Source organism: Achromobacter sp. GbtcB20 (assembly GCF_019091095.1).
In the GTDB taxonomy this organism is placed as follows: Bacteria; Pseudomonadota; Gammaproteobacteria; order Burkholderiales; family Burkholderiaceae_B; genus Achromobacter; species Achromobacter mucicolens.
This window is the reverse complement of sequence record NZ_JAGXJZ010000009.1, coordinates 165,477-186,180: the sequence shown is the minus strand read 5'-3', so window position 1 is coordinate 186,180 and position 20,704 is coordinate 165,477. Positions and strand designations below refer to the sequence as shown.

At 67.0% G+C, this 20,704-nt stretch carries 18 protein-coding genes; 8 read left to right on the top strand and 10 right to left on the bottom strand.

The window, feature by feature from the left end:
- Positions 1-89 precede the first annotated feature (89 nt).
- Entirely contained in the window at positions 90-1,277 is a 1,188-nt protein-coding gene (locus tag KVT32_RS14390) for a class I SAM-dependent methyltransferase (RefSeq protein WP_217618404.1), read from the top strand.
- A gap of 13 nt (positions 1,278-1,290) precedes the next feature.
- Here KVT32_RS14390 and KVT32_RS14385 read toward each other — a convergent pair whose 3' ends face one another.
- Positions 1,291-2,409 carry a CCA tRNA nucleotidyltransferase gene (locus KVT32_RS14385; RefSeq protein ID WP_217618403.1) on the bottom strand — a complete coding sequence of 373 codons (1,119 nt, stop codon included), beginning with the start codon at positions 2,407-2,409 and terminating at the stop codon, positions 1,291-1,293.
- The gene (locus tag KVT32_RS14380; protein WP_142055916.1) at positions 2,406-4,532 is read right to left on the bottom strand and encodes a lytic transglycosylase domain-containing protein; all 2,127 of its coding nucleotides are present in this window, start codon (positions 4,530-4,532) and stop codon (positions 2,406-2,408) included. The genes KVT32_RS14385 and KVT32_RS14380 overlap by 4 nt, the downstream gene beginning before the upstream one ends.
- Before the next feature lie 69 nt (positions 4,533-4,601).
- On the opposite strand from KVT32_RS14380, the gene KVT32_RS14375 reads away from it, so the two are divergent.
- The 5 genes from KVT32_RS14375 (at position 4,602) to KVT32_RS14355 (ending at position 9,717) form a co-directional block, all read left to right on the top strand.
- Positions 4,602-5,273 carry a 5-formyltetrahydrofolate cyclo-ligase gene (locus KVT32_RS14375; RefSeq protein ID WP_152382917.1) on the top strand — a complete coding sequence of 224 codons (672 nt, stop codon included), beginning with the start codon at positions 4,602-4,604 and terminating at the stop codon, positions 5,271-5,273.
- A gap of 287 nt (positions 5,274-5,560) precedes the next feature.
- Positions 5,561-6,991: a circularly permuted type 2 ATP-grasp protein gene (locus tag KVT32_RS14370; RefSeq protein ID WP_152382918.1), complete on the top strand. Its 1,431-nt coding sequence runs from the start codon at positions 5,561-5,563 to the stop codon at positions 6,989-6,991.
- 2 nt (positions 6,992-6,993) lie between these two features.
- Positions 6,994-7,968 carry an alpha-E domain-containing protein gene (locus KVT32_RS14365; RefSeq protein ID WP_056327334.1) on the top strand — a complete coding sequence of 325 codons (975 nt, stop codon included), beginning with the start codon at positions 6,994-6,996 and terminating at the stop codon, positions 7,966-7,968.
- 13 nt (positions 7,969-7,981) lie between these two features.
- Complete coding sequence (locus tag KVT32_RS14360; RefSeq protein ID WP_142052372.1) at positions 7,982-8,785, top strand: transglutaminase family protein; 804 nt, start codon at positions 7,982-7,984, stop codon at positions 8,783-8,785.
- 68 nt (positions 8,786-8,853) lie between these two features.
- A complete protein-coding gene (locus tag KVT32_RS14355; RefSeq protein ID WP_056327404.1) occupies positions 8,854-9,717 on the top strand; it encodes a proteasome-type protease in 864 nt (287 codons plus the stop codon).
- A 37-nt stretch (positions 9,718-9,754) separates the two neighbouring features.
- Here the strand turns inward: KVT32_RS14355 and KVT32_RS14350 are convergent, their stop codons facing one another.
- The 7 genes from KVT32_RS14350 to KVT32_RS14320 form a co-directional block, all read right to left on the bottom strand.
- The gene (locus tag KVT32_RS14350; protein WP_108007273.1) at positions 9,755-10,525 is read right to left on the bottom strand and encodes an enoyl-CoA hydratase/isomerase family protein; all 771 of its coding nucleotides are present in this window, start codon (positions 10,523-10,525) and stop codon (positions 9,755-9,757) included.
- Between the two features lie 10 nt (positions 10,526-10,535).
- Entirely contained in the window at positions 10,536-11,684 is a 1,149-nt protein-coding gene (locus tag KVT32_RS14345) for a hypothetical protein (RefSeq protein WP_217618402.1), read from the bottom strand.
- Positions 11,681-12,877, bottom strand: coding sequence for a CaiB/BaiF CoA-transferase family protein (locus KVT32_RS14340; RefSeq protein WP_128830127.1), 1,197 nt, complete (start codon positions 12,875-12,877; stop codon positions 11,681-11,683). Before KVT32_RS14340 ends, KVT32_RS14345 begins: the two co-directional genes overlap by 4 nt.
- A gap of 34 nt (positions 12,878-12,911) precedes the next feature.
- Positions 12,912-13,673, bottom strand: coding sequence for an SDR family NAD(P)-dependent oxidoreductase (locus KVT32_RS14335; RefSeq protein WP_217618401.1), 762 nt, complete (start codon positions 13,671-13,673; stop codon positions 12,912-12,914).
- Positions 13,670-14,848, bottom strand: coding sequence for an aldose 1-epimerase family protein (locus KVT32_RS14330; RefSeq protein WP_152382922.1), 1,179 nt, complete (start codon positions 14,846-14,848; stop codon positions 13,670-13,672). The genes KVT32_RS14335 and KVT32_RS14330 overlap by 4 nt, the downstream gene beginning before the upstream one ends.
- Positions 14,849-14,978: 130 nt before the next feature.
- A complete protein-coding gene (locus tag KVT32_RS14325) occupies positions 14,979-15,893 on the bottom strand; it encodes a sugar phosphate isomerase/epimerase (RefSeq protein ID WP_056327319.1) in 915 nt (304 codons plus the stop codon).
- Between the two features lie 32 nt (positions 15,894-15,925).
- The gene (locus tag KVT32_RS14320) at positions 15,926-17,017 is read right to left on the bottom strand and encodes a Gfo/Idh/MocA family protein (protein ID WP_175156935.1); all 1,092 of its coding nucleotides are present in this window, start codon (positions 17,015-17,017) and stop codon (positions 15,926-15,928) included.
- A 225-nt stretch (positions 17,018-17,242) separates the two neighbouring features.
- Between KVT32_RS14320 and KVT32_RS14315 the strand changes: the two genes are divergently transcribed.
- On the top strand, positions 17,243-18,325 hold the full coding sequence (locus tag KVT32_RS14315; RefSeq protein ID WP_217618400.1) for a LacI family DNA-binding transcriptional regulator: 1,083 nt from the start codon (positions 17,243-17,245) through the stop codon (positions 18,323-18,325).
- A gap of 261 nt (positions 18,326-18,586) precedes the next feature.
- Positions 18,587-19,585 carry a tripartite tricarboxylate transporter substrate-binding protein gene (locus KVT32_RS14310; RefSeq protein WP_175156933.1) on the top strand — a complete coding sequence of 333 codons (999 nt, stop codon included), beginning with the start codon at positions 18,587-18,589 and terminating at the stop codon, positions 19,583-19,585.
- Between the two features lie 214 nt (positions 19,586-19,799).
- Here the strand turns inward: KVT32_RS14310 and KVT32_RS14305 are convergent, their stop codons facing one another.
- On the bottom strand, positions 19,800-20,567 hold the full coding sequence (locus KVT32_RS14305; protein ID WP_152382927.1) for a DUF6708 domain-containing protein: 768 nt from the start codon (positions 20,565-20,567) through the stop codon (positions 19,800-19,802).
- Positions 20,568-20,704 lie beyond the last annotated feature (137 nt).

Below are 20,704 nucleotides of genomic sequence, written 5' to 3'. Positions count from 1 at the left end.
TCTGTCCGTCTGATCCGAAAAAAGCCCCGCAGCCATGCTGCGGGGCTTTTTTTTGGGAAAATGCCGGTTTGCCCCGGTACCATGCGCCCATGCAACGCCCCGCCCCCGCCAATCTGCCTCCTCTCTCCCCCACCGCACGCGAACACAGCGACGCCACGGCCGCCCACCTGCGCGCCGCCATCGCGGCGAGCGGCGGCTGGCTGCCGTTCGATCACTGGATGGCCGAGGCCCTGTACGCGCCGGGATTGGGCTATTACGCGGCGGGCAACGTCAAGCTGGCCGATGCCGACGACGGCGGCAAGACGCCCGCCGGCGACTTCGTGACCGCGCCGCAGCTCACGCCGCTGTTCTCGCGCACGCTGGCGCGCCAGGCGGCCGAGGTGCTGCGTCAGACGGACACGCGCGCCGTGCTGGAATTCGGGGCCGGCACCGGCGCGCTCGCCGAAGGCGTGCTGCGCGAACTGGACGCGTTGGGGCTGTCCGACACGCGCTATCTGATTCTGGAAGTGTCGGCGGACCTGCGCGCGCGCCAGGCCGAACGGCTGGCGCCCTTCGGCGACCGGGTGCAATGGCTGGACGCCCTGCCCCACGCGTTTTCCGGATGCGTGCTGGCCAACGAAGTGCTGGACGCGATGCCGGTTTCCCTTTTTGTCTGGAGCGACGCCGGCCAGGTGCTGGAACGCGGCGTGGCGGTGGATGCCGACGGCGGTTTCACCTGGGAAGATCGCCCCGCCCCGGCCACCCTCGCGGCCGCGGTCGCGGCGCGCATGCCGGCGCTGCCGGGCTACGTGTCGGAAATCAATCTGCAGGGCGAGGCGTGGATCGCGGCGATGGGCAGCTGGCTGGAACGCGGCGCGGCGCTGCTGGTGGACTATGGCTTTCCGCGCGGCGAGTACTACCACCCGCAGCGCGCGGGCGGCACGCTGATGTGCCACCTGCGGCACCACGCGCACGGCGACCCCTTCACCGCACCGGGCCTGCAGGACATCACGGCGCACGTGGATTTCACCGCGATGGCGGACGCCGCGCTGGCGGCGGGAATGCAGGTGCTGGGCTACACGTCGCAGGCGCGCTTCCTGATGAACGCGGGCCTCATGGACCTGCTGGCCGGACTGGATCCGTCCGATGCGCAGGCCTACGCGCAGGCGGTGGCGCCCGTGCAGAAGCTGCTGTCGGAGGCGGAGATGGGCGAGTTGTTCAAGGTGCTGGCCGTCGGCCGCGGCATGACGGCGCCGTTGAGCGGGTTCTCGCGCGGCGACCGGCTGGGCAAGCTGTAGCGCGCAAGCCGGATCAGACTGCCTGCAAATCGGCCAGACGCGCCAGGCGCGCCTGGCGCACGCTTTCCTTGATGCGCGCCGGCTCGCCCGCGCAAGCCTTGGCGATGGCGCCCGCGTCCACGCCCCGCACCGCCGCCACCCGCGATTGCCACGCGGGAAGGTCCACCGCGCGCAACACGGCCGCGGCATCCAACAGTTCAAAAAAGCGTTCCGGCTTGCGCAAGGCATCGGCGCGCTCCATCAGCGCCAACTGCGCATCGGCCCTGTCCGGGCCATCCGGCATGCCATCCTGCGCACCCAATGCGTCGAGGACTTCAGGCAAGAGTCGCGCGTAGTCGTTGCATTCCGTGGGCACGCGCATCCGCCGTCCCAGCGCTTCGCGCTGCGGCGTCAAGCGGCACATCAGCGCGTAGCGGCTTGCCAGCGGCAAGCCCTGCCCCGCGGCGCGATCCAACTGCGCAGCCACTTCGTCCACGCCCTGCAATTCGGGCATCACGCGCGCCAGCGCGCCGGATTCGTTCAGCACACCCAGCATGCGCGAAGGCGCCTGCGCCATCAGGCCGCGCGACAATTCCTTCCAGACGCGTTCAGCCACCAGCGCATCGGCCTCGCCGGCCTCGACCATGCGGCGGCACAGCGCCATCGTTTCCGGCGCAATGCTGAAATCGCCAAAGCGCGCGGCAAAGCGGGCGAGGCGCAGGATGCGTACGGGATCCTCTTCGAACGCATCGCCCACATGACGAAAGATCCGGGCGCGCAGGTCGTCCGCGCCGCCCAGCGGGTCCACGAGCCGGCCGTCTTCGTCCTGGGCAATGGCATTTACCGTCAGGTCGCGCCGGCGCAGGTCGTCCTCCAGCGTGACGTCCGCGCCGGTGTAGAAGGTGAAGCCCTTGTAGCCGCGCCCCGACTTGCGTTCGGTGCGCGCCAGGGCGTATTCCTCTTTGGTGCGGGGGTGCAGGAAGACGGGGAAATCGCCGCCGACGGGGATGAAGCCACGGCCGGTCATGTCTTCGGGCGTGGCGCCCACCACGACCCAATCGTGATCGCCGTGCGGCAGGCCGAGCAGCGCATCTCGCACCGCGCCGCCAACGATATAGGCGCGCAGGCCTTCGGTCGCCGGATCGCGCGTCATGGCGCGGCGGCGGTTTCGGTGCCTGCCGGCACGACGTTGCCCAGGCGCTCCTTCAGCGATTGCGGCTGGCCGGTGAACATGGCCGCGTAATACGTGGCGTTGGACATCACGTTCTTGACGTAGATGCGGGTTTCGGTGAACGGGATGGTCTCGGCAAAGATGGCGCCTTCGACGGGATGCGTGAACGTCGAACGCCAATTGCGCGGCCGGCCCGGACCCGCGTTGTAACCGGCGCTGGCCAGCATCTGCGAACCATTCAAATCGCGCAGCACGATGTTCAGGTAGTTCGTGCCCAGTACGGTATTGGTGTCGAAATCGTTGACGCTGGCCGGCGTGAAGTCGCTCATGCCGATCTTGCCGGCCACCCACTTGGCCGTGGCGGGCATGAGCTGCATCAGCCCCGAGGCGCCCACGTGCGAGCGCGCATCCATGATGAAGCGCGATTCCTGGCGGATCAGCCCGTACACCCAGGCCGGATCCAGCGCGATGGCGTTGGCCTTCGCGGTGACGCGGCCCTCGAACGGCGCGATGAAGCGCTGGCTGAAGTCGAATTCCTTTTCGGTGCGGTCCGACGTGTTGACCACGCGGTCGTAGATGTTCTCGGCGCGGGCCAGCTCGGCGGCGGCCAACAGCTGGCGGTCGCTCATGCCGCGCAGCGTGAAGTTCCATTCGGGCACGGCTTCGGCGCGCCAGCCCAGGCGGAACAGCAGCACGGCGCGTTGCAGGCCCGGATTGGCGCGGGCCTCGGCGATCTCGCGGTCGCTGATGGGCGCGGGACGCGGCGGCACATTGATGCGGCGGCCCAGCTCTTCCGCGGCCAGCTGGCCGTAGAAATCAAAGCGGTCGGCGATGCTGGCGTAGGCGGCCTGCGCCTTGTCCTTGTTGCCCGTCGCGGCCTGGCCGCGGGCCTTCCAGTACACCCAGACCGTCTCGGCCTGTTGCGAAGGCGGCATTTCGTCGATGGATTCGATGACCCACTTCCAGTCGATTTTCGGCTGGCGCAACGCGGCGCGCACCTTCCAGGCGGCGTTGTATTCGGTCATGCGGATATGGCCCGCCTCGCGGTACCAATCGTTCGCCCGGCTGTCCAGGCCCAGCGCGGCGGTCAGCGCGTACTGGCCGCGCACCCAGGCCAGGTTCGACTTGGACATCGACTTGGCCCATTCGCGGCGCAGGTAGGAGTCGGCGACGCTGACGTCCGAGCGCGCCAGGCGGGCCAGCGCGATCGTGACCAGTTCCTTTTCGTTGCGACCCACGGGCATGCGGTCCTGCCGCGTCAGCCACTTCATGGGGTCTTTCATGATGACGTCGTAGGTCTTCACGTCGCGCGGTTCGAACATGTACTGCACGAACTTGCGCGCATCGGTGGTCTTGTTGGCCTCGATGGCATCGCGCAGCTGCGGCTCGAGCTGCTCCCAGCCCAGGATGCCGTCGGCCACGAGCTGGTCGTACAGCGCCCAGCATGCGCTGCCGGGCGAGAACACGGCCATTGCCTGCGCGGCCGTGGCGCGCTGGCCGGTCATGTGCTTGCCGTCCAGGATGGCGCATTCGATCTGCGCGTTGCTGTTTTTGACGGGCGCCAGCTTGCGCACCGTTTCGAAGTCGCCGCTGCGGGCGGCGGCGAGCAGCCAGTCGCCGCGCAGGCGGTCGGCCAGGTAGGCGTCGCCATTGCTGTTGATGAACTGCTGCAGCGCCGCCACGGGCCGGCCCGAGGCGGGCGGCGTCCAGAGCTGATAGCGCAGCAGCCAGTATTCCGGATACATGCCCAGCGGGTCGCCCTTGGCCTGCGGCACCAGGGCGCCCAGCACCGACCACTGCTTGCGGTTCATGGCTTCGCGGGCGGCGACCACGGCGGCCAGCGCGGGCGTTTCCGCGGTCGGCGGCAGGCCCGCCAGCACCACGGGCGGCACGGCGATCATCGGCTGGGCCGCTTGCACGGCGGGCTGGGGCTGGGGATTGACGGCGGCGCTGCGCTGCTGCGCATCGACGGGCGCACAGGCAGCCGTGAAAAGCGCCACCAGCGGCAGCAAGCGGCGCAGCCCGGCGCGGGCGTCGGCGGCTTGCAACGAGGAATTCTGATACCGTGGGGGCTGCCGGGCGCCTGTCTCGCGACGCACCCGCATGCTGAGCATACGCATGTTCGTCTTCAGCATGTTTGCCTTCATATTCAACCCCCCGGTTACAGCCACCGCATGACTACGCAAAATACTCCAGAGGATACCGCAGTCCACCGCACGCGATTGCGGAAATTGCGCACCGAAATGCCTGAAGACCAGCGCAGCCGGGGCGCTTTGCTCATGCGCGCACGCCTTTTCACCTGGCTGAATGTGGCCCGCGACCAGGCCGTGCAGGCCGGCCATCCGGCACCCACCACTGTCGCCGCCTTCTGGCCCATGGCCGACGAACCCGATCTGCGCCCGCTCCTGACGCAATGGAGCGAGGCCGGCATGACGGTGGCGCTGCCGGTCGTGCGCGAGCGCAACGCGCCGCTCGCCTTTCTGCCCTGGACGCCCGAGGCCGAGCTGCGCGCCGGCCCCTACGGCATCCAGGAGCCCGTGGCCGGTCCGGAACTCTTGCCCGACGTGGTGCTGGTGCCCACGCTGGGTTACACCGAACTCGGCGACCGCCTGGGCTATGGCGGCGGCTATTACGACCGCACCCTGGCCGCCCTGCGCGACCGCGGCCACCCCTTCACCGCCATCGGCATCGCCTGGAGCTGCGGCGAGCTGGACCCGGGATATGTCCCCGCCGCGCACGACGTCCGGCTGGACGCGGTGCTGACGCAGGACGGCTGGGTGCCGCATGCGCCGCTGGAGCAAGGCGGCAAGAGCGGTTCGGTCCTGCATTCCTATCGCATGAATTGACGCGTCCCCGCTGACGCACCAGTTTCGTCCGGCCTGACGCACCAGCTTGGTGCGCGCGCCCGGGCAGCTCTGCAGCCGCCCTCGCCCCCCTGACGGCCTCCCGTCCCCGGATTACGCCGTCGTCCGCCCCGGGGATGGCATTTCCCCCACCCGCAGCGCATATTGATGCCGTGTCGCCCCGTCTGCCGACAAAGCTGGCATGCGGGTTGCTTGTACACCTTGACCGGCCGGCCACGGCCGGATGACGGCCGCGTGCAAGCGGCCGCAAGCATCTGCACGGAGGAGCCATGAAGGACCTACCCGCCCGTCCATCCGCCTTTGACGAAATGCGCGATGGCGAGAACCGCATCCGCTCCCACTACCAGGCGTTCGAGCGCTGGCACAACGAGCAGACGGACGAAGCCATGTCCGTGCGCAGGCTGGAGGCCGACCTGAGCTTTCGCCGCGTCGGCATCACATTCTCGGTCGCGGGCGACGCCGCCGGCACCGAGCGCCTGATCCCTTTCGACCTCATCCCGCGCATCATTCCCGCCGAGGAATGGCGCCACCTGGAAGCCGGCCTCAAACAGCGCGTGCGCGCACTGAACCTGTTCATCCGCGACATCTATCACGGCCACGACATCGTGCGCGCGGGCATCGTGCCGGCCGAGCAGGTCTTCCTGAACGCGCAATACCGTCCGGAGATGCAGGACGTCGACGTGGCCGAGGACATCTACTGCCACATCGCCGGCGTGGACCTCGTGCGGGCGGGCGCCGGTGAATTCTATGTGCTGGAGGACAACCTGCGCGTGCCGTCGGGCGTGTCGTACATGCTGGAGAACCGCAAGATGTCGATGCGGCTCATGCCCGACGCGTTCGGCCGCATCAAGGTCGAACCCGTCGCGCACTACCCCGACCTGCTGCTGGACAACCTGCGCGAGGTCGCGCCGCACGGCGGCGACGATCCCACCGTGGTGGTGCTGACGCCGGGCATGTACAACTCGGCCTACTTCGAGCACGCCTTCCTGGCCCAGCAGATGGGCGTGGAACTGGTGGAAGGCCAGGACCTGTTCGTCGAGCAGAACACCGTCTACATGCGCACCACGCGCGGGCCGCGCAAGGTCGACGTGATCTACCGCCGGCTGGACGACGATTTTCTCGATCCGCTGTCCTTTCGCGCCGATTCCGCGCTGGGCGTGCCGGGCCTCTTGTCGGTGTATCGCGCCGGCCGCGTCACGCTCGCCAACGCGATCGGCACCGGCATCGCCGACGACAAGTCCACGTATCTCTACGTGCCCGACATGATCCGCTTCTATCTGGGCGAGGAACCCATCCTGTCGAACGTGCCGACCTGGCGCTGCGGCCGGCCGGACGAGCTGTCGCACGTGCTGGCCAACATGCAGGACCTCGTCGTCAAGGAAGTGCATGGCGCGGGCGGATACGGGATGCTGGTCGGGCCGTCCGCCTCGCGCGCCGAGGTGGAATCGTTCCGGGACCGCGTGCGCGCCAATCCCGCCAACTACATCGCGCAGCCCACGCTGGCGCTGTCGACCACGCCCACCTACGTGGAATCGGGCGTCGCGCCGCGTCACGTGGATCTGCGGCCGTACGTGCTGTGCGGCAAGGAGATCCGCACCGTGCCGGGCGGCCTGTGCCGCGTGGCGCTGACCGAGGGCTCGCTGGTGGTCAACAGCAGCCAGGGCGGCGGCACGAAGGACACCTGGGTGCTGGAGGACTGATCATGCTGAGCCGAACCGCCGACAACCTGTTCTGGATGTGCCGCTACACCGAGCGCGCGGAAAATACCGCCCGCATGCTGGACGTGAACCTGCAGATGTCGCTGCTGCCGCAGGACACGCATACGCGAGAAGGCTCGTGGCTGGGCGTGCTGCGCATCTCCGAATTGCAGGGGCTGTATCAGAGCAAGTACGCGTCGATCTCGCCGCACGACGTGCTGGAATACATGGTGCGCGACCCGGAGAATTCCTCGTCGATCTATTCGTGCATGCGCGCCGCCCGCGAAAACGCGCGCGCCGTGCGCGGCAGCCTCACGACGGAAGTCTGGGAAACCTACAACACGACGTGGCTCGAGCTGCTCAAGCATCTGCACACGGGGCTGCTGGAACGCAATCCGGGCGAATTCTTCGAGTGGGTCAAGTTCCGTTCGCACCTGGCGCGCGGCGTCACGATCGGCACCATGCTGGAAGACGAGGCGCTGTACTTCATGCGCATCGGCATGCACCTGGAGCGCGCCGACAACACCGCCCGCATGCTGGACGTGAAGTTCCACGAACGCAGCAGCGCGGGCGCGCAGGAGAGCCGCGCGGAACCGGCCAGCGCCGCAGCCGTGCAAAGCGAGTTCTACCGCTGGTCGGCGCTGCTCAGCTCCGTGTCCGGCCTGGAGATCTACCGCAAGGTGTACCGTGATGTCATTACCCCCGATCGCGTGGCCGAACTGCTGATCCTGCATGGCGACATGCCGCGGTCGCTGCTGGCCTCGATGCGGGCGGTGGCCGACGACCTGGCGCGCGTGGCGAACCAGCGCTCGACCGAGACCGAGCGGCGCGCGGGCATGTTGTGTGCTGAGCTGCAGTACGGCCGCGTCGAGGACATCCTGGCGAGCGGACTGCACCGGTACCTGGACCGGTTCCTGGACCGCATCAACGACCTGGGCAACCGGATCAGCCAGGACTTCCTGGTGCCGCTGTCGGCATAACACGGAGACAGCCATGAAGCAGATCATCACGCACGTCACGCATTACCGCTACACCGCGCCGGTCAACTACAGCATCCAGACCCTGCGCCTGACGCCGCGCGACGACGAACACCAGCGTGTTCTGCGCTGGAACATCGAGGCGCCGGGCGAGCTGGACAAGCAGGTCGACGCCTACGGCAACATCACGCACACGCTGACGTTGAACCAGCCGCACAGCGACATCGAGCTGCGCGTGTCTGGCCAGGTGCTGGTGGCGCCGTTGGTGCGCGGCGTGCTGGGCGGCGAGGACAGCCGGCTGCCGGTGCATGCCTACTGCGTGCAGACGCGGCTGACGCAGGCGGACGAGACGGTTCTTGCGTTCGCGCGCGCGGTGCTGCCAAACGGACTGTCGACCTCGGACGACATCCTGACGCTGGCGGGCGCCATCCACGGACGCGTGGCGTACGAGCCCGGTACTACAGACGTCACCACCGCCGCCAACCAGGTGCTGGCGTTGGGTCATGGCGTATGCCAGGACCACGCCCACCTGTTCCTCGCGTGCGTGCGCGGCCTGAACGTGCCCGCGCGCTACGTCAGCGGCTACCTGTACACCACGGCCGAGCACGCGGCCAGCCACGCCTGGGCCGACGTCTGGCTGCCCGACCTGGGCTGGACCAGCGTGGACATCACCAACAGCCAGTTCGCCTCGGAATGCCATTGCCGGCTGGCCGTGGGCCGGGATTACGACTCGGCCTCGCCCGTGCGGGGCGTGCGCACCGGCGGCGGCGAGGAGTCCATGGAAATCAGCGTCCAGGTCCAGGCCGGCGCGCAGCAGTAAGCCGTAACATCCGCCCCGCCCCGCCCCGCCGCAATACAATGCGGGGTGGCTTTTCCCTCTTTCCGATCATGACCTACTGTGTAGCTGCCCGCCTGGACGCCGGCCTGGTGTTTCTTTCCGACTCCCGCACCAATGCCGGGGTCGACCAGATCAGTGTCTTTCGCAAGATGACCGTGTTCGAGCGGCCGGGCGAGCGCGTCATGGTCCTGATGACCTCCGGCAACCTGGCGGTCAGCCAGGCCGTGCTGAACGTGCTGACCCGCCAGCGCGAGGAAGGCGCCGACACGCTCTGGAACGCGCCCGACATGTTCACGGCCACGCGCCTGGTGGGCGCGGCGGTGCGCGAGGTCTATCACAGCGAGGCCGCCGCCCTGCACGAACAGGGTGTCGACTTCAACGTCAGCATGATCTTCGGCGGGCAGATCGGCATGGAGCAATGCCGCCTGTTCCAGGTGTATTCGGCCGGCAACTTCATCGAGGCGGGCCAGGAATGCCCGTACTTCCAGATCGGCGAGGCCAAATACGGCAAGCCCATCCTGGACCGCGTGCTGCAACCGGACACCTCGCTGGACGAGGCCGCCAAGTGCGCCCTGATCTCGATGGATTCCACACTGCGCTCGAATATCTCGGTGGGCCTGCCGCTGGACCTGCTGGTGTACGACGCCAATTCGCTGCGCGTCACGCACTTTGCCAGCATCGACGAGCACAACGAGTATTTCCGCATGATCCGCGGCACCTGGGGCGAACGCCTGCGCCAGGTCTTTGCCGAAATCCCCGATCCGCTGTGGACCAACCCCGACGCGCCGGGCTCGCTGGTGCCGCCATCGCGGGTGCACCAGCCCCTGCGCATGGAGCCGGCCGATGCGGCGCGCAGCGCCTACGTGACGCCGCAGGTGCTGGCCGAAGACCCGGGCAAGGACCAGCCCAACTGAGAGGGTTCCGGCGCCGCGCTGGACGGCGCCCGCCGCGTCAGCGCCGCTCGAACTTCGGCGCGCGCTTTTCTTCGAATGCCTTGCGGCCTTCCTTGGCGTCGGCGGTGGCAAAGCAGATCGCCTGCAGATCGCGCTCGTATTCCACGGCCTTTTCCAGCGGCATCGACAACGCGGCGCGCAGATTGACGCGGGCCGTCTCGGCCGCAATGGGCGCGCGCGAGGCGATGGTGGCGGCAAGCGCCTGCGCGCGCTCGCGAAGCTGCTCCTGCGGCACCACCTCGCTCACCAGCCCCCAGGCCAGCGCCTGCTCGGCGCGGATGGGATCGCCCGTCAGTACCATCAGGGCGGCATTGCTCGGGCCGATCGCATGGACGAGTTGCGCGGTCATGCCGCCGCCGCCAATCCATCCCAGCTTGATCTCGGGCGCGCCCAGGCGCGCGTTGTCGGCGGCGATGCGGATATCGCAAGCCAATGCCATCTCCAGGCCGCCGCCGAACGTATAGCCGTTGATCGCAGCCACGGTGGGCTTCTTCAACATGCGCACGCAGTCGCAGTAATCGAGCCGGTTGCGGAAATCCCAGGGCGTGGCGTAGCGGTCAAGCTCGGTGATGTCCGAGCCGGCGCAGAAGGCCTTGGGACCCGCGCCGGTCAGGATTACCGCGCGCACCTGCGCGTCGGCATTGCACGCTTCTACCGCGGCGATCAGCAAGTCGGCCATCTCGGGCGTCATCGCGTTCAGCTTCTCGGGACGGTTGAGTTCGATGATGGCGACATGGCCATCGATACTGAGATTGACGAGTGCGCTCACGTCGAAATCCTTATGCAGCGGGGTGCGGGGAGGCGGCGGCCAGGCTGGCCTTAAAGCGCTGGGTCAGGCCGCGCGCCAAGGTGTGGGAGGGTGCGCGGGCGGCAACGCCGTCGCGCAGAAACTGCGAGGCCTCGCCCTGGAAGGCGATGTAGCCGTCGTGCCGCGGCCGGATCGAGGCCGCTTCCAATGTGCGGGCCGTATTGGCATAGAAGTTGCCGCTGGCCGCGTTCACGTCTGCATCGGCCCAGCTGCCGCGATGGCTGGGCTGGCCTTCATGCTGCGGGATGAAGCGGCTTTGGGTGTCGGCTGCCAGCAACCACAACAGGTGCGCGCGCAACGCCGGCCCCACGACGCAGCGCCGCGATATCGCAATGCCGGTCCCGCCCAGGATCGATCCGGGCCGGCCAGCGTCGGCCTGGGGCGCGTCGCGGAACGTGAGCGGCTTGGCGACCGCGGAGGTGGCGTAGTTCACGTAGCCGTAGACCAGCGGGCATAGCGTGATGTCGTCGCGCGCGCTCATGTGGCCCAGCAGCGCGATCGGGTTGTAAGCCAAGGCGTGCGCGGGCGTGCGCCGCGCCAGTTCGACAAGCACGTCGCATGCGTCGGCGAGCGTCGCCTCGTCGTGCCAGGCGCCGTGCGGCCGCAAGTCCGTATCGGGTGCAAGCGCGGCGGCAATCGACAGCAGCGACAGAAACGGATGCGGTCCGCCCCAGCTGAGCGCGACCGAGCCGCTGCGTTGCGACAGCGTCAGCACCTCATGCCAGGTGCGCGGCACGGAGCCGTCCAACCAGTCAGCGCGCGTGGCCATCACCTGCGTGGCAGCGTCCAGCGGCAACGCCCATTGGCGACCGGCCATGCGGTAACTGTCGTACGACAGCCCGATGCTGTCGCGCGCGATCCGCGCCAGCTCGTCGGGCGCGAACACGGTGTCCAGCGCTTGCAGGCAATCGTGCGCCAGGGCTTCGCCAAGATGGGGGTGATCCAGCACCACCAGGTCATAGCGCGCGCAGAGTTCGGCAATGGGCGCGGACTCGAAGCCCTCGAGCGATTGCTTGTCCCAGTTGACCAGCGGCGTGTGAGCGGTGGCCGCGTGCAGCGCGTTGTAGCCGCGCGGGTGATCCCAGGTCAGGCCGCGATAGGGCAACGCACGCTCGCTCATTCCGAGGCCCCTCGCAGCACCGCGCCCGAGGCCGCATGTGCGGCGATCTCGTCGGCACTGAAGCCGAAGTCGCGCAGCACTTCGTCGGTGTGCTGACCGGTAAGCGGCGCGCCGCGCACCACTTGGCTAGGGGTTTTCGAAAAGCGGATCGGAAAGCCCGGCGTCTTGATCCGGCCTTCGGTCGGATGTTCGTATTCGACGAACGTGCCGTTGTGCGCGATCTGCGGATCGTCGACCAGATCGGCGTAGCCATACACGGGGCTGCACCAGATGCCGGCGGCATCCAGCTTGGCGAACCAGTCGGCGGTCGAGGCGCGGGCCAACGTGTCGCGCACCAGCGCGTAGATCTCGTCGCGCTTTTCCCAACCGTCGCGCTCGCCGGCGTAGTCCGCCAGGCGCGGTTCTTCAGTCACGCGCGCCAGCACGTTCATATCGGGCATGGCCAGCGCCAGATAGCCGTCGCTGGTCGCAAAGGTGCCATAGGGCGCGCGGATGTATACGTGAGCATGCGGCTCGGCACTGCGCACCTGCGGCTTGTGCCCCACCGTGTACACCGAGAGCTCCTGCATCTGGATCGTGGTGATGGCATCCAGCATGTTGACCTCGACCTTCTGGCCTTCGCCGGTGCGCTCGCGGTGCAGCAGCGCGGCCAGCACGCCTTCGAACGCGCAATACGCGGTGACGGCGTCGACCACATACTGGCCCGCCGCGCGCGGCGCCTCGCCGGCCCGGCCCGACGACAGCATCGCGCCCGACATCGCCTGCAGCAGCAGATCCTGTCCGGGACGCGTGGCATAGGGGCCGTCCTCGCCGAAACCCGACATCGATACATAAATCAGGCGCGGGTTCAGGGCCGACAAGGTCTCGTAGTCCACGCCCAGGCGGCCGGCGACACCCGGCCGGTAGTTCTGGATGAACACATCGGCCTGCGCCGCGAGCTTCTGGATGATCTCCTTGCCGCCGGCGCTCTTCAGATCGATCGCCAGCGAGCGCTTGTTGCGGTTCAGCGAAAGAAAGGACACGTTGATCTTGTTGCCCGTGATGCCGCCGGCGGGCGCGTGCCGCTGCCATTCGCCGGTGGGCGGCTCGATCTTGATCACGTCGGCGCCCAGGTCGCCCAGGCGCTGCGCCGCGAACGGCCCCGCCATGGCGATGGAGCAGTCCAGAACCTTGTAGCCAGAAAGAATGCTCATTGCTTCTACCCTCTGCGTGGCGCCGATGCGCCTTTCAATGCATGACCCAGCCGCCGTCCACCGCCAGCGTCTGTCCGGAAATGAAACCCGCCTCGTCCGAGGCCAGGAACACGATGACCGCGGCAATGTCGCCGGCGTGCCCGCGGCGCTTGACCGACTGGCGTTCGAGCACCATGCGGTTGTAGCCCTCGGGATCGGGATGGATCTTCTCGGCGTCGGTCGGAAACGCGCCCGGCGAGATGGCGTTGACCGTGATGCCCCACTTGCCAAACTCGCGGGCGAAGGCGCGCGTGACGCCCACCATCGCGCCTTTGGACTGCACGTAGGGCAGCAGGTTTTCCCACCCGCCCGACAGCGTGATCGACGAGATGTTGATCACGCGGCCCCATTGCTGCTCGCGCATGCCCGGCAGCGCCGCGCGCACGATCTGCACGGCGGCCTCCACGTTCACGCGGTGCACGCGCGCCAGCTCGGCATCGCTGTATTCCTCGAACGGGCGCGAGGGATAGATGGCCGCGTTGTTGATGACCACATCGATCGTGCCCTCGGCGGTCAGCTGCTCAAGGTGCGCTTGCAGCGCGCTGGCGTCGGCAAGGTCGGCCTGCAGGATCTGAAGCTGCCCGGCAAGCTGCGCCGGCACGGTGCTGCGCAGGCGATCGATATGCCCGGCGTGGTTATCCAGCGCGATCACATGGGCGCCCGCTTGCAGCAGCGCGACCGTGGTGTCCACGCCAAAGCCGCCCGCCGCGCCTGTGTACAGCACACGGCGGCCTTGCAAGGAAAAGCGCGCGCTCATGGGCGCCCCGCGATGGGCGCAAAGCGCCCCGACAACGGCGGATAGTCGGTCTCGGGCTGCGCCGCAATCGCGCGGATGCGTGCTTCGCAGGCTGCGATGTCGGCGGCCGAGCCCAGCACGCTGAACGTCGTGTCGTAGCAGCGCGCCTCGCCATGCTCCAGCCAGATGAGCTCGTTGCGCTCGCGCGCCGCGCCCTGCCCCAACACATGGTTGGTGGACGGTTCGATGCCCATCGCGTACTGGCCCGATTGCAGGTTCTGCCACTGATACTGGCAGGGGAATTGATGTTTGTAGGTGCTGACCTGCATCCCGAGGCCCAGCGCATCGTTCACCAGGGCGACCGGCACGCTGCCGTCGGCCGCGGCGGCCATCTCGTGCTGCCACACCTGCTCATGAAAGCCCAGCTGCGGCGCCGGCATGCGGCGGTAGCCCACGCCCTGCTTGCGGTAGTCCTGCTCGTGCGCGGCCCACACCACCTCGCGGATCGGGGCCAGATAGCGCGAGCCGGCGTCCAGCACCGGATAGCCCAGGTTGATGTGATAGCAGAGCATATGGGGCGTGCGGTAAAAGCCGCGATTCACCACACGGTCCGACAGCTTGATGTCGTTGGTGCCCACCTCGATCTCGATGCGGCGGTGCAGCTCCAGATGCTCGCCAAACACGGTGCCCTGGCTCACGACCCCTTCGGCCCACAGCACGCAGTGATCGCCGTCCCAGCGTTCGCCGTAGCCGGTCAGCCGCGCGGGAATGGTGCCGACGCGGCCATGGATGGATTGCTTGGCCGTCTTGCGGGGGCCGTACACATAGTTATCGGCCGGCGCGTCGTACATGAACAGGATGTGATCCAGACCGCAGGTGACCATGAGTCCCGAAAACGAGCGCATCCAGCCCAGCCCGCCCTCGCCTTCGTAGTCATGCAGTCCGGGATGGCGAAAGCCCGAGGGCGATTGCCATCCCATGGCAAAACCGCGGTATTCGCAATCGGCGATGTCCATCGCACGATCCACCAGCACCGTGAAACGCAGGCCCGTGCCGCTGCGGAACTCCAGCATGCGGATACCGCGCTCCAGCCCGTCGTCCAGCGTCATCAGGCGTACGCCGGCAAACTGCGCAAGCTGTCCGGTGCGCGCCTCTACGTCGCGGCGCGTCATCCAGGTTCCGTAAATATCAGGCATGAGTTCTCCCTGGCGGATGCGCGGGCGCGCGTCTGCCGGTGTCGGTGTTCAGAATCGTGTTCGAGCGGCGCGCCGCGGGCCTTGTTCGAGGATGGCTTCGCGGTGCGCCTGGTTCGCGTGCGGCGCCGGCCTACAGACCGTTCGCGCGCAGCCGCTCGTCGAGGAACTGCTTGGCGCGCGGCACGTCGTCTTCGGTCAGGTGTTCGATGATGATGGGAATGTTGGGGTGCTTCTTTGCCAGGCGCTGCAAGTACAGGTCGTAATTGAGCGCGCCCAGGCCCGGCGCCGGCAGCTCGATCTCGCCGACCCCACGGAACGTATGGCTTTCGGCCGCGCCCTCGTCACCGATGTCGCTGTGCTTTTCCGACTTGTCATCGCCCGAACGCTTCACGTCTTTGGCATGCGCGATGCAGATCTTGTCCGAGAGCGCATCGAACACCTGATTGAGCGTGCGATCCATCTGGTCGATGTTGTGCGCTTCGAAGTAGTTCGTCGGATCCATCAGGAGGCCCAGGCCCGGGTGATCCACCTCGGCGAACATGCGCAGCGTCTCCTCGACCGATCCCACCACGTTGTTCACGTAGGTCTCCAGCAGGAACACCGCGCCATGGTCATAGGCATGTTGCGACAGCTCGGCGATTACCGCGCGGCACTGGTCCCAGCCTTCCTCGGTCTTGTTCTTGGGGTGATGGACCCAGTCGCTTTCGGTGTCGAACGTGCCCGTTTCCGAGATCACGTAAGGCGAACCCAGCTGGCGCGCGTGCGTGAGGATTTCCTTGAGGTAGCCGTTACGGCGCTGGCGCTCGGCGGGATCGGGATGAACGATGTTGGTATAGGCCGAGATGCAGGACACCGGCAGGTCGTAGTTGCGGAACGTGTCGCGGATCTGGGTGCATTTCTGCGCGGTCAGCTGCCCCGGGCCGAGCTCCATGTCCTTGAAATGCAGGTCCAGCTGCACGGTGTTGAAGCCGTGCGAGCGGATCACCTTGGCGGTGCGCTCCAGTTCGTAGGGAAAGTAGCCCGAGAAGATTCCGGTCTGGATCATGATGGTTGTCTCCGTCTGTTTTTTCTGTCTGGTTATTCAACCGCCGGCAGCCGTATCGTGCGGCCTTCGGCGATGGACGTATACGCGGCCTCGACAAGCGCCATCGTGCGTACGTTGTCGGTCACGCTCAACGCAGGCTCGGTGCCGCTGGCCAGCGCGTACTGCAACTGCTCCATCACGCCAATGAAGGCATGTGGAAACCACATCGTGTCCCACGTGGGCGTCACCCATCGCCCATCGGTATGGCCCCGGGCCGCGCGCGAGGCGTAGCTCAGGGTCGACGGCTCGCCGGTGGGCCAGCCGATGGTGCCGCGCGCCACGCCCTCGGTCCCTTCCACCCGCCAGCGGATGTGCTGGTCGTCGGGGTATCCCTCGGCCCGCGGGCCGGACCACACGTCTTCGAGCGACAGCGCCAGCAGGCCGTTGCCAAATCGCAGCGTGGTGCAGACCAGCCCATCCCGATGCGCGAACTCGGTGCGCGGATCGGGGCGGGTGATGCTGGTGATCTCGGTGGGTTCGCCAAACAGGTAGCGCAGGGCATCGAGGTGGTGAACGCTCATGTTCGAGAGCGTCAGCCGGTCATAGCCGCGCAGGAAATCCTGCCAGTGCGGGATCGCGTGCATGTCGATCTGCGCGAACACCGGCGTGCCCAGCACGCCCTGGTGAAGCAGCTGCTTGAGCGTGCGCATCGACTGGTCGTAGCGCATGTTCTGGTTCACCGACAGGATCTTGCCTGCGGCGCGCGCCTCGTCGCGCAAGGCGCGGGCTTCATCCAGCGAGAGGGCGAGGGGCTTTTGCGCCAGCACGCCGCGCACGTGCGGGGCGGCCAATGCGGCGCGAATCAGCGCGGGCTGCAGGTCGGGCGGATATGCGATGTCCACGATCTCGATCTGCGGATCGGCGATCAGGGCCAGGGGATCCTCGTGCACACGCGGGATGCCGTAGCGCTCGGCGACCGCGGCCGCTTTGCTGCGGGTACGCGACGCAATCGCCGCCACCGTGAAGCCGGCCTGCTGGTAGGCGGCCAGATGGCATTCGGCCATGATCATGCCGGCGCCGATGCAGCCGATGCGAAAGCGCCGTTCCCGGACGGGCGGGTCGGGCACCAAGGTAGGGTGCGACATGGTCTCCTCCTGCCGGCGTGGTGTGCCCTGTCGACTGCCTGGCACCCTGCCGTGCGGTGTTTGATGTATTGAGCCGCGATATTCACATCAAAACAATCAGGGGTAAAGGCGATAGGCGCTCATAGGACGGCAGCGTTACCTTTTTGATCTCGAATGATTGCAAATGATGGCTTATGATGGCCGCGCCGCCATCGTCCTGATGGTGTCTTGAGAGCCCGATCCCGCATGCGCCCCACCATTTCCCTCATTGCCCGCGAAGCCGGCATGTCCACCGCCACCGTGGACCGGGTACTGAACGACCGCGACGGCGTGCGCGGCAAGACCCGCGACCGCGTGCTGGCGATTGCCAATCGCCTGGGCTACTTCGTCCCGGGCGCCGAGGCCGCCAGTCAGGACGTGCGGGTCGATTTCGTTTTGCCCGCCGGCACCAACAGCTTCATGACCGCATTGGGCCGGCACCTGCTCGAAGAAGCCGCCACCCGCCCCGATGTGCAGGCCCGCCTGCATCTGATCGAAGGGTTCGATGCCAACAAGCTCGCAAAGAAGCTTTACGAGCTGCGCGAACAGACGCAGGCCGTTGGCCTGGTCGGACTGGACCATCCCCAGGTGCGCGACGCCATCATGGCGCTGCGCGACAGCGGCGTGCACGTAAGCACCCTGGTGTCGGACATTCCGATCTCGGCGCGCCTGGGGTACGTGGGCATCGACAACCGCGCCGCGGGCCGTCTGGCCGCGCTGTTGCTGGGGCGGTTTCTGCCGCAGCACACCGAACGGAAGGTCGCCGTGTTCGTCGGGTCATTGGCCTATCGCGGCCACGAAGAACGCGAGATGGGCTTTCGGTCGCTGCTGAGCGAAGAGTTTCCGCACCTGCGCATCGCCCACATTCTTGAGATCGGCGACGACCGCGACCGCGCCTTTGCCGTCACGCAGGATCTGCTGCGCAAGGACCCGCCTCACGCGATCTACAACATCGGCGCCGGCAATCAAGGTATCGCGCGGGCGCTGAAGGAGGCCCGGCCGGTTGAGGCATGGGCGGGCGACGCGGGGCCTGACGCGGCCCGGCCTGACGCGGCCCGGCCGAGCAAGGCGTCCTCTGCGTCTCGCATCGTCTTCGTCGGTCACGACCTCACCGAGGCCACGCGCCGCCTGCTGCTCGATCGCACCATGGACGCGGTGATCGACCAGAACCCGCGCGTCGAGGCGCGCGAGATCGTCAAGCTGCTGGTGGCGGCCGTCAAGGGCGCGCCCGAACCCAGCTGCCTGCCGCGGCTGCAGGTGATCTTTCGGGAAAACATCCCGGAGCCGTGATGGCCCGGCGCGGGCGCAGTCGGGAACCCGTGCGCGCAGTTCACACCGGCCCGAGCCCAGGCAAGATCCAGCCCATCCGAGGCGCTACACGCACGCTTCTTATCGCTTCTGCGGGCAAGTCCACGTAAACCCTCCTTTCCGCGCGCCGAAGCCCGGCTTGCGAAACCGCGAATTCCCAACCTCGCCCTTGTCGCGCCACACTGCCGATGCCTGCCCGCCATGCGCGGCATCGCGGGCCAAAGACACTACAAGGAGCGAGACATGTCCCACCGATACGCGCGCGCGATCAAACGCGCAGCCTGGCCCGTGCTGGCCCTGTCCTGCCTGGCTGTTGGCAACGCCGGCGCGCAAGGAGCCTACCCGAATCACCCGATTTCACTGGTCGTGCCGTTTGCCGCGGGCGGTCCCACCGACGTCGTGGCCCGCAGCCTGGGCGCCTCCATGGCCAAGACGCTGGGCCAGAGCGTCGTCATCGAAAACCGCACCGGCGCGGGCGGCACGCTGGCCTCGCAACACGTGGCCCGCGCCGCGCCCGACGGCTACACCTTCCTGATCCACCACAACGGCATGGCCACGGCGCCCGCGCTGTATCGCAAGCTGTCGTTCAATCCGCTGACCGACTTCGCCTATGTCGGCCAGGTCGCCGACGTGCCCATGACCCTGCTGGGCCGCAAGGATCTGCCGGCCGACGGCATGGCCAACTTCATCAAGTACGCCAAGGAGAACGGCAACAAGATCAACCTGGCCAATGCCGGCCTGGGCGCCGTGTCGCAGCTGTGCGGCATGCTGCTACAGGAGTCGCTGGGCGTGCAGTTCACGACCGTGCCCTACGCGGGCACCGCGCCCGCCATGACCGCGCTACTGGGCGGCCAGGTGGACGTGCTGTGCGACCAGACCACGCAGACCATCCCGCAGATCAAGGCCGAGCGCGTCAAGCTGTACGGCGTCACGACCCAGGAACGCATCAAGACGCTGCCCGACGCGCCCACCCTGCAAGAAGGCGGCCTGAAGGATTTCGAGGTCAAGGTGTGGCACGGTGTCTACGCCCCCAAGGGCACGCCGCCCGAGGCCATCAACAAGTTCAACGCCGCGCTGCGCGCCGCACTGAAGGACCCGGCTTTCACACAGAAGATGGCCGAGCTGGGCGCCGAAATCGTGCCCGAAGCCAAGCAGACGCCTGAGGGCCTGCAGACGTGGCTGAACTCTGAAGTCGACAAGTGGGGCGGGGTGATTCGCAAGGCGGGCGTGTACGCGGATTGAGCCATGTTGCGGCGCCCGCCTGGGCGCCGCGGCGGAACAGAACAAGGCCATCTCGGCTGCGCCCGTGTGAAAAGGTGCGCCTCCAAAGCGGTGGCCTTGTCGAAAACACTTGATGCAACAAGGGACGTTGGCATTCGGACGGCTTCGTTCTAGGCGGTAGACCCGCGCTGGTTCACGATGACGCAGGCTTATGACGTCATCGCTCGAGCCTGTTCTACGGGGGAATGCGGTCGCCGCTGATGCCGATGGCCCCCGGCTGGACATCATCGAATCCGCACAGCTGATCAATTTCCTTGGGAAACCGAGCGTAAGGCACGTTGTACTGAATGAAGGCCTCCACGCTGTCCGGAAAGGCATTGATCAAAAGCCACCCCAGCCACAGGGGAACTGTGAGCGGCGCTTTCCACATGCCATAGGGCTTGGCCAATCTTCGGCGCAAGCCGGCATACCAATCTCGATAGGGTTGAAGGGTTTCTTGTTTTCGGCTTAGTCGAACAGGCAGCGGTGCGGGTTCAGGTAAGCCTTCGGGACCGTGGGCCATAAAGGCCTGAAGGTAAGCCCACAGCGACTTGGCTGATCGGTCTCCGTCAAACAAACCGAGGTTGCCGCACGCAGCACAGATTTCGGTCGGTGGGCTCATCGCGTGGTCGATTCCGATCAAATAAAGCGGGTGCCTGCTGGCGTAGCCGCTTGCCGAAACAGTTGGGATGTAGCCGGCTAACGCCTCAAGTCGATCCCAGTCCAAGACGTGAAGACGCTTTTCCCTTGGATAAATGAAATAGAGTTTCCGAGTGGTGCGATGGATGCGAATGTACGCGCCGCGACTTTTGTGCGCACCCCCAGCCAAGTAAAAAATGAAGGCCAGAACGGTCAGGGCGGGAAGCCATGCAAATATGGCCACCAACGTTTCCCTGTCTAAGTTTTCAAAGCCGATTCCGAGCACTGCAGCAATGGAAGTGGTGACGCTGATTGTGATGGACATGCCTATAGCGCCTGCCGCACCGCGCTGGACATAATTTGCGTATGTTTCGAGCTCAACGCACGAGTTGCTGACGCGTCGAACTCCATCTGGCTCTGGCGTGTCGGTTGTCGAGAAACCTCTGCAGAGGGGGGTTCCAC

Coding starts and splice junctions, on each gene's coding strand:
- KVT32_RS14335 (WP_217618401.1), bottom strand. CDS start 13,673: ATGAGCGCGCGCTTTTCCTTGCAAGGCCGCCGTGTGCTGTACACAGGC.
- KVT32_RS14305 (WP_152382927.1), bottom strand. CDS start 20,567: ATGTCCATCACAATCAGCGTCACCACTTCCATTGCTGCAGTGCTCGGA.
- KVT32_RS14365 (WP_056327334.1), top strand. CDS start 6,994: ATGCTGAGCCGAACCGCCGACAACCTGTTCTGGATGTGCCGCTACACC.
- KVT32_RS14360 (WP_142052372.1), top strand. CDS start 7,982: ATGAAGCAGATCATCACGCACGTCACGCATTACCGCTACACCGCGCCG.
- KVT32_RS14345 (WP_217618402.1), bottom strand. CDS start 11,684: ATGAGCGAGCGTGCGTTGCCCTATCGCGGCCTGACCTGGGATCACCCG.
- KVT32_RS14370 (WP_152382918.1), top strand. CDS start 5,561: ATGAAGGACCTACCCGCCCGTCCATCCGCCTTTGACGAAATGCGCGAT.
- KVT32_RS14320 (WP_175156935.1), bottom strand. CDS start 17,017: ATGTCGCACCCTACCTTGGTGCCCGACCCGCCCGTCCGGGAACGGCGC.
- KVT32_RS14355 (WP_056327404.1), top strand. CDS start 8,854: ATGACCTACTGTGTAGCTGCCCGCCTGGACGCCGGCCTGGTGTTTCTT.
- KVT32_RS14330 (WP_152382922.1), bottom strand. CDS start 14,848: ATGCCTGATATTTACGGAACCTGGATGACGCGCCGCGACGTAGAGGCG.
- KVT32_RS14385 (WP_217618403.1), bottom strand. CDS start 2,409: ATGACGCGCGATCCGGCGACCGAAGGCCTGCGCGCCTATATCGTTGGC.
- KVT32_RS14325 (WP_056327319.1), bottom strand. CDS start 15,893: ATGATCCAGACCGGAATCTTCTCGGGCTACTTTCCCTACGAACTGGAG.
- KVT32_RS14340 (WP_128830127.1), bottom strand. CDS start 12,877: ATGAGCATTCTTTCTGGCTACAAGGTTCTGGACTGCTCCATCGCCATG.
- KVT32_RS14390 (WP_217618404.1), top strand. CDS start 90: ATGCAACGCCCCGCCCCCGCCAATCTGCCTCCTCTCTCCCCCACCGCA.
- KVT32_RS14310 (WP_175156933.1), top strand. CDS start 18,587: ATGTCCCACCGATACGCGCGCGCGATCAAACGCGCAGCCTGGCCCGTG.
- KVT32_RS14380 (WP_142055916.1), bottom strand. CDS start 4,532: ATGCGGGTGCGTCGCGAGACAGGCGCCCGGCAGCCCCCACGGTATCAG.
- KVT32_RS14375 (WP_152382917.1), top strand. CDS start 4,602: ATGACTACGCAAAATACTCCAGAGGATACCGCAGTCCACCGCACGCGA.
- KVT32_RS14315 (WP_217618400.1), top strand. CDS start 17,243: ATGCGCCCCACCATTTCCCTCATTGCCCGCGAAGCCGGCATGTCCACC.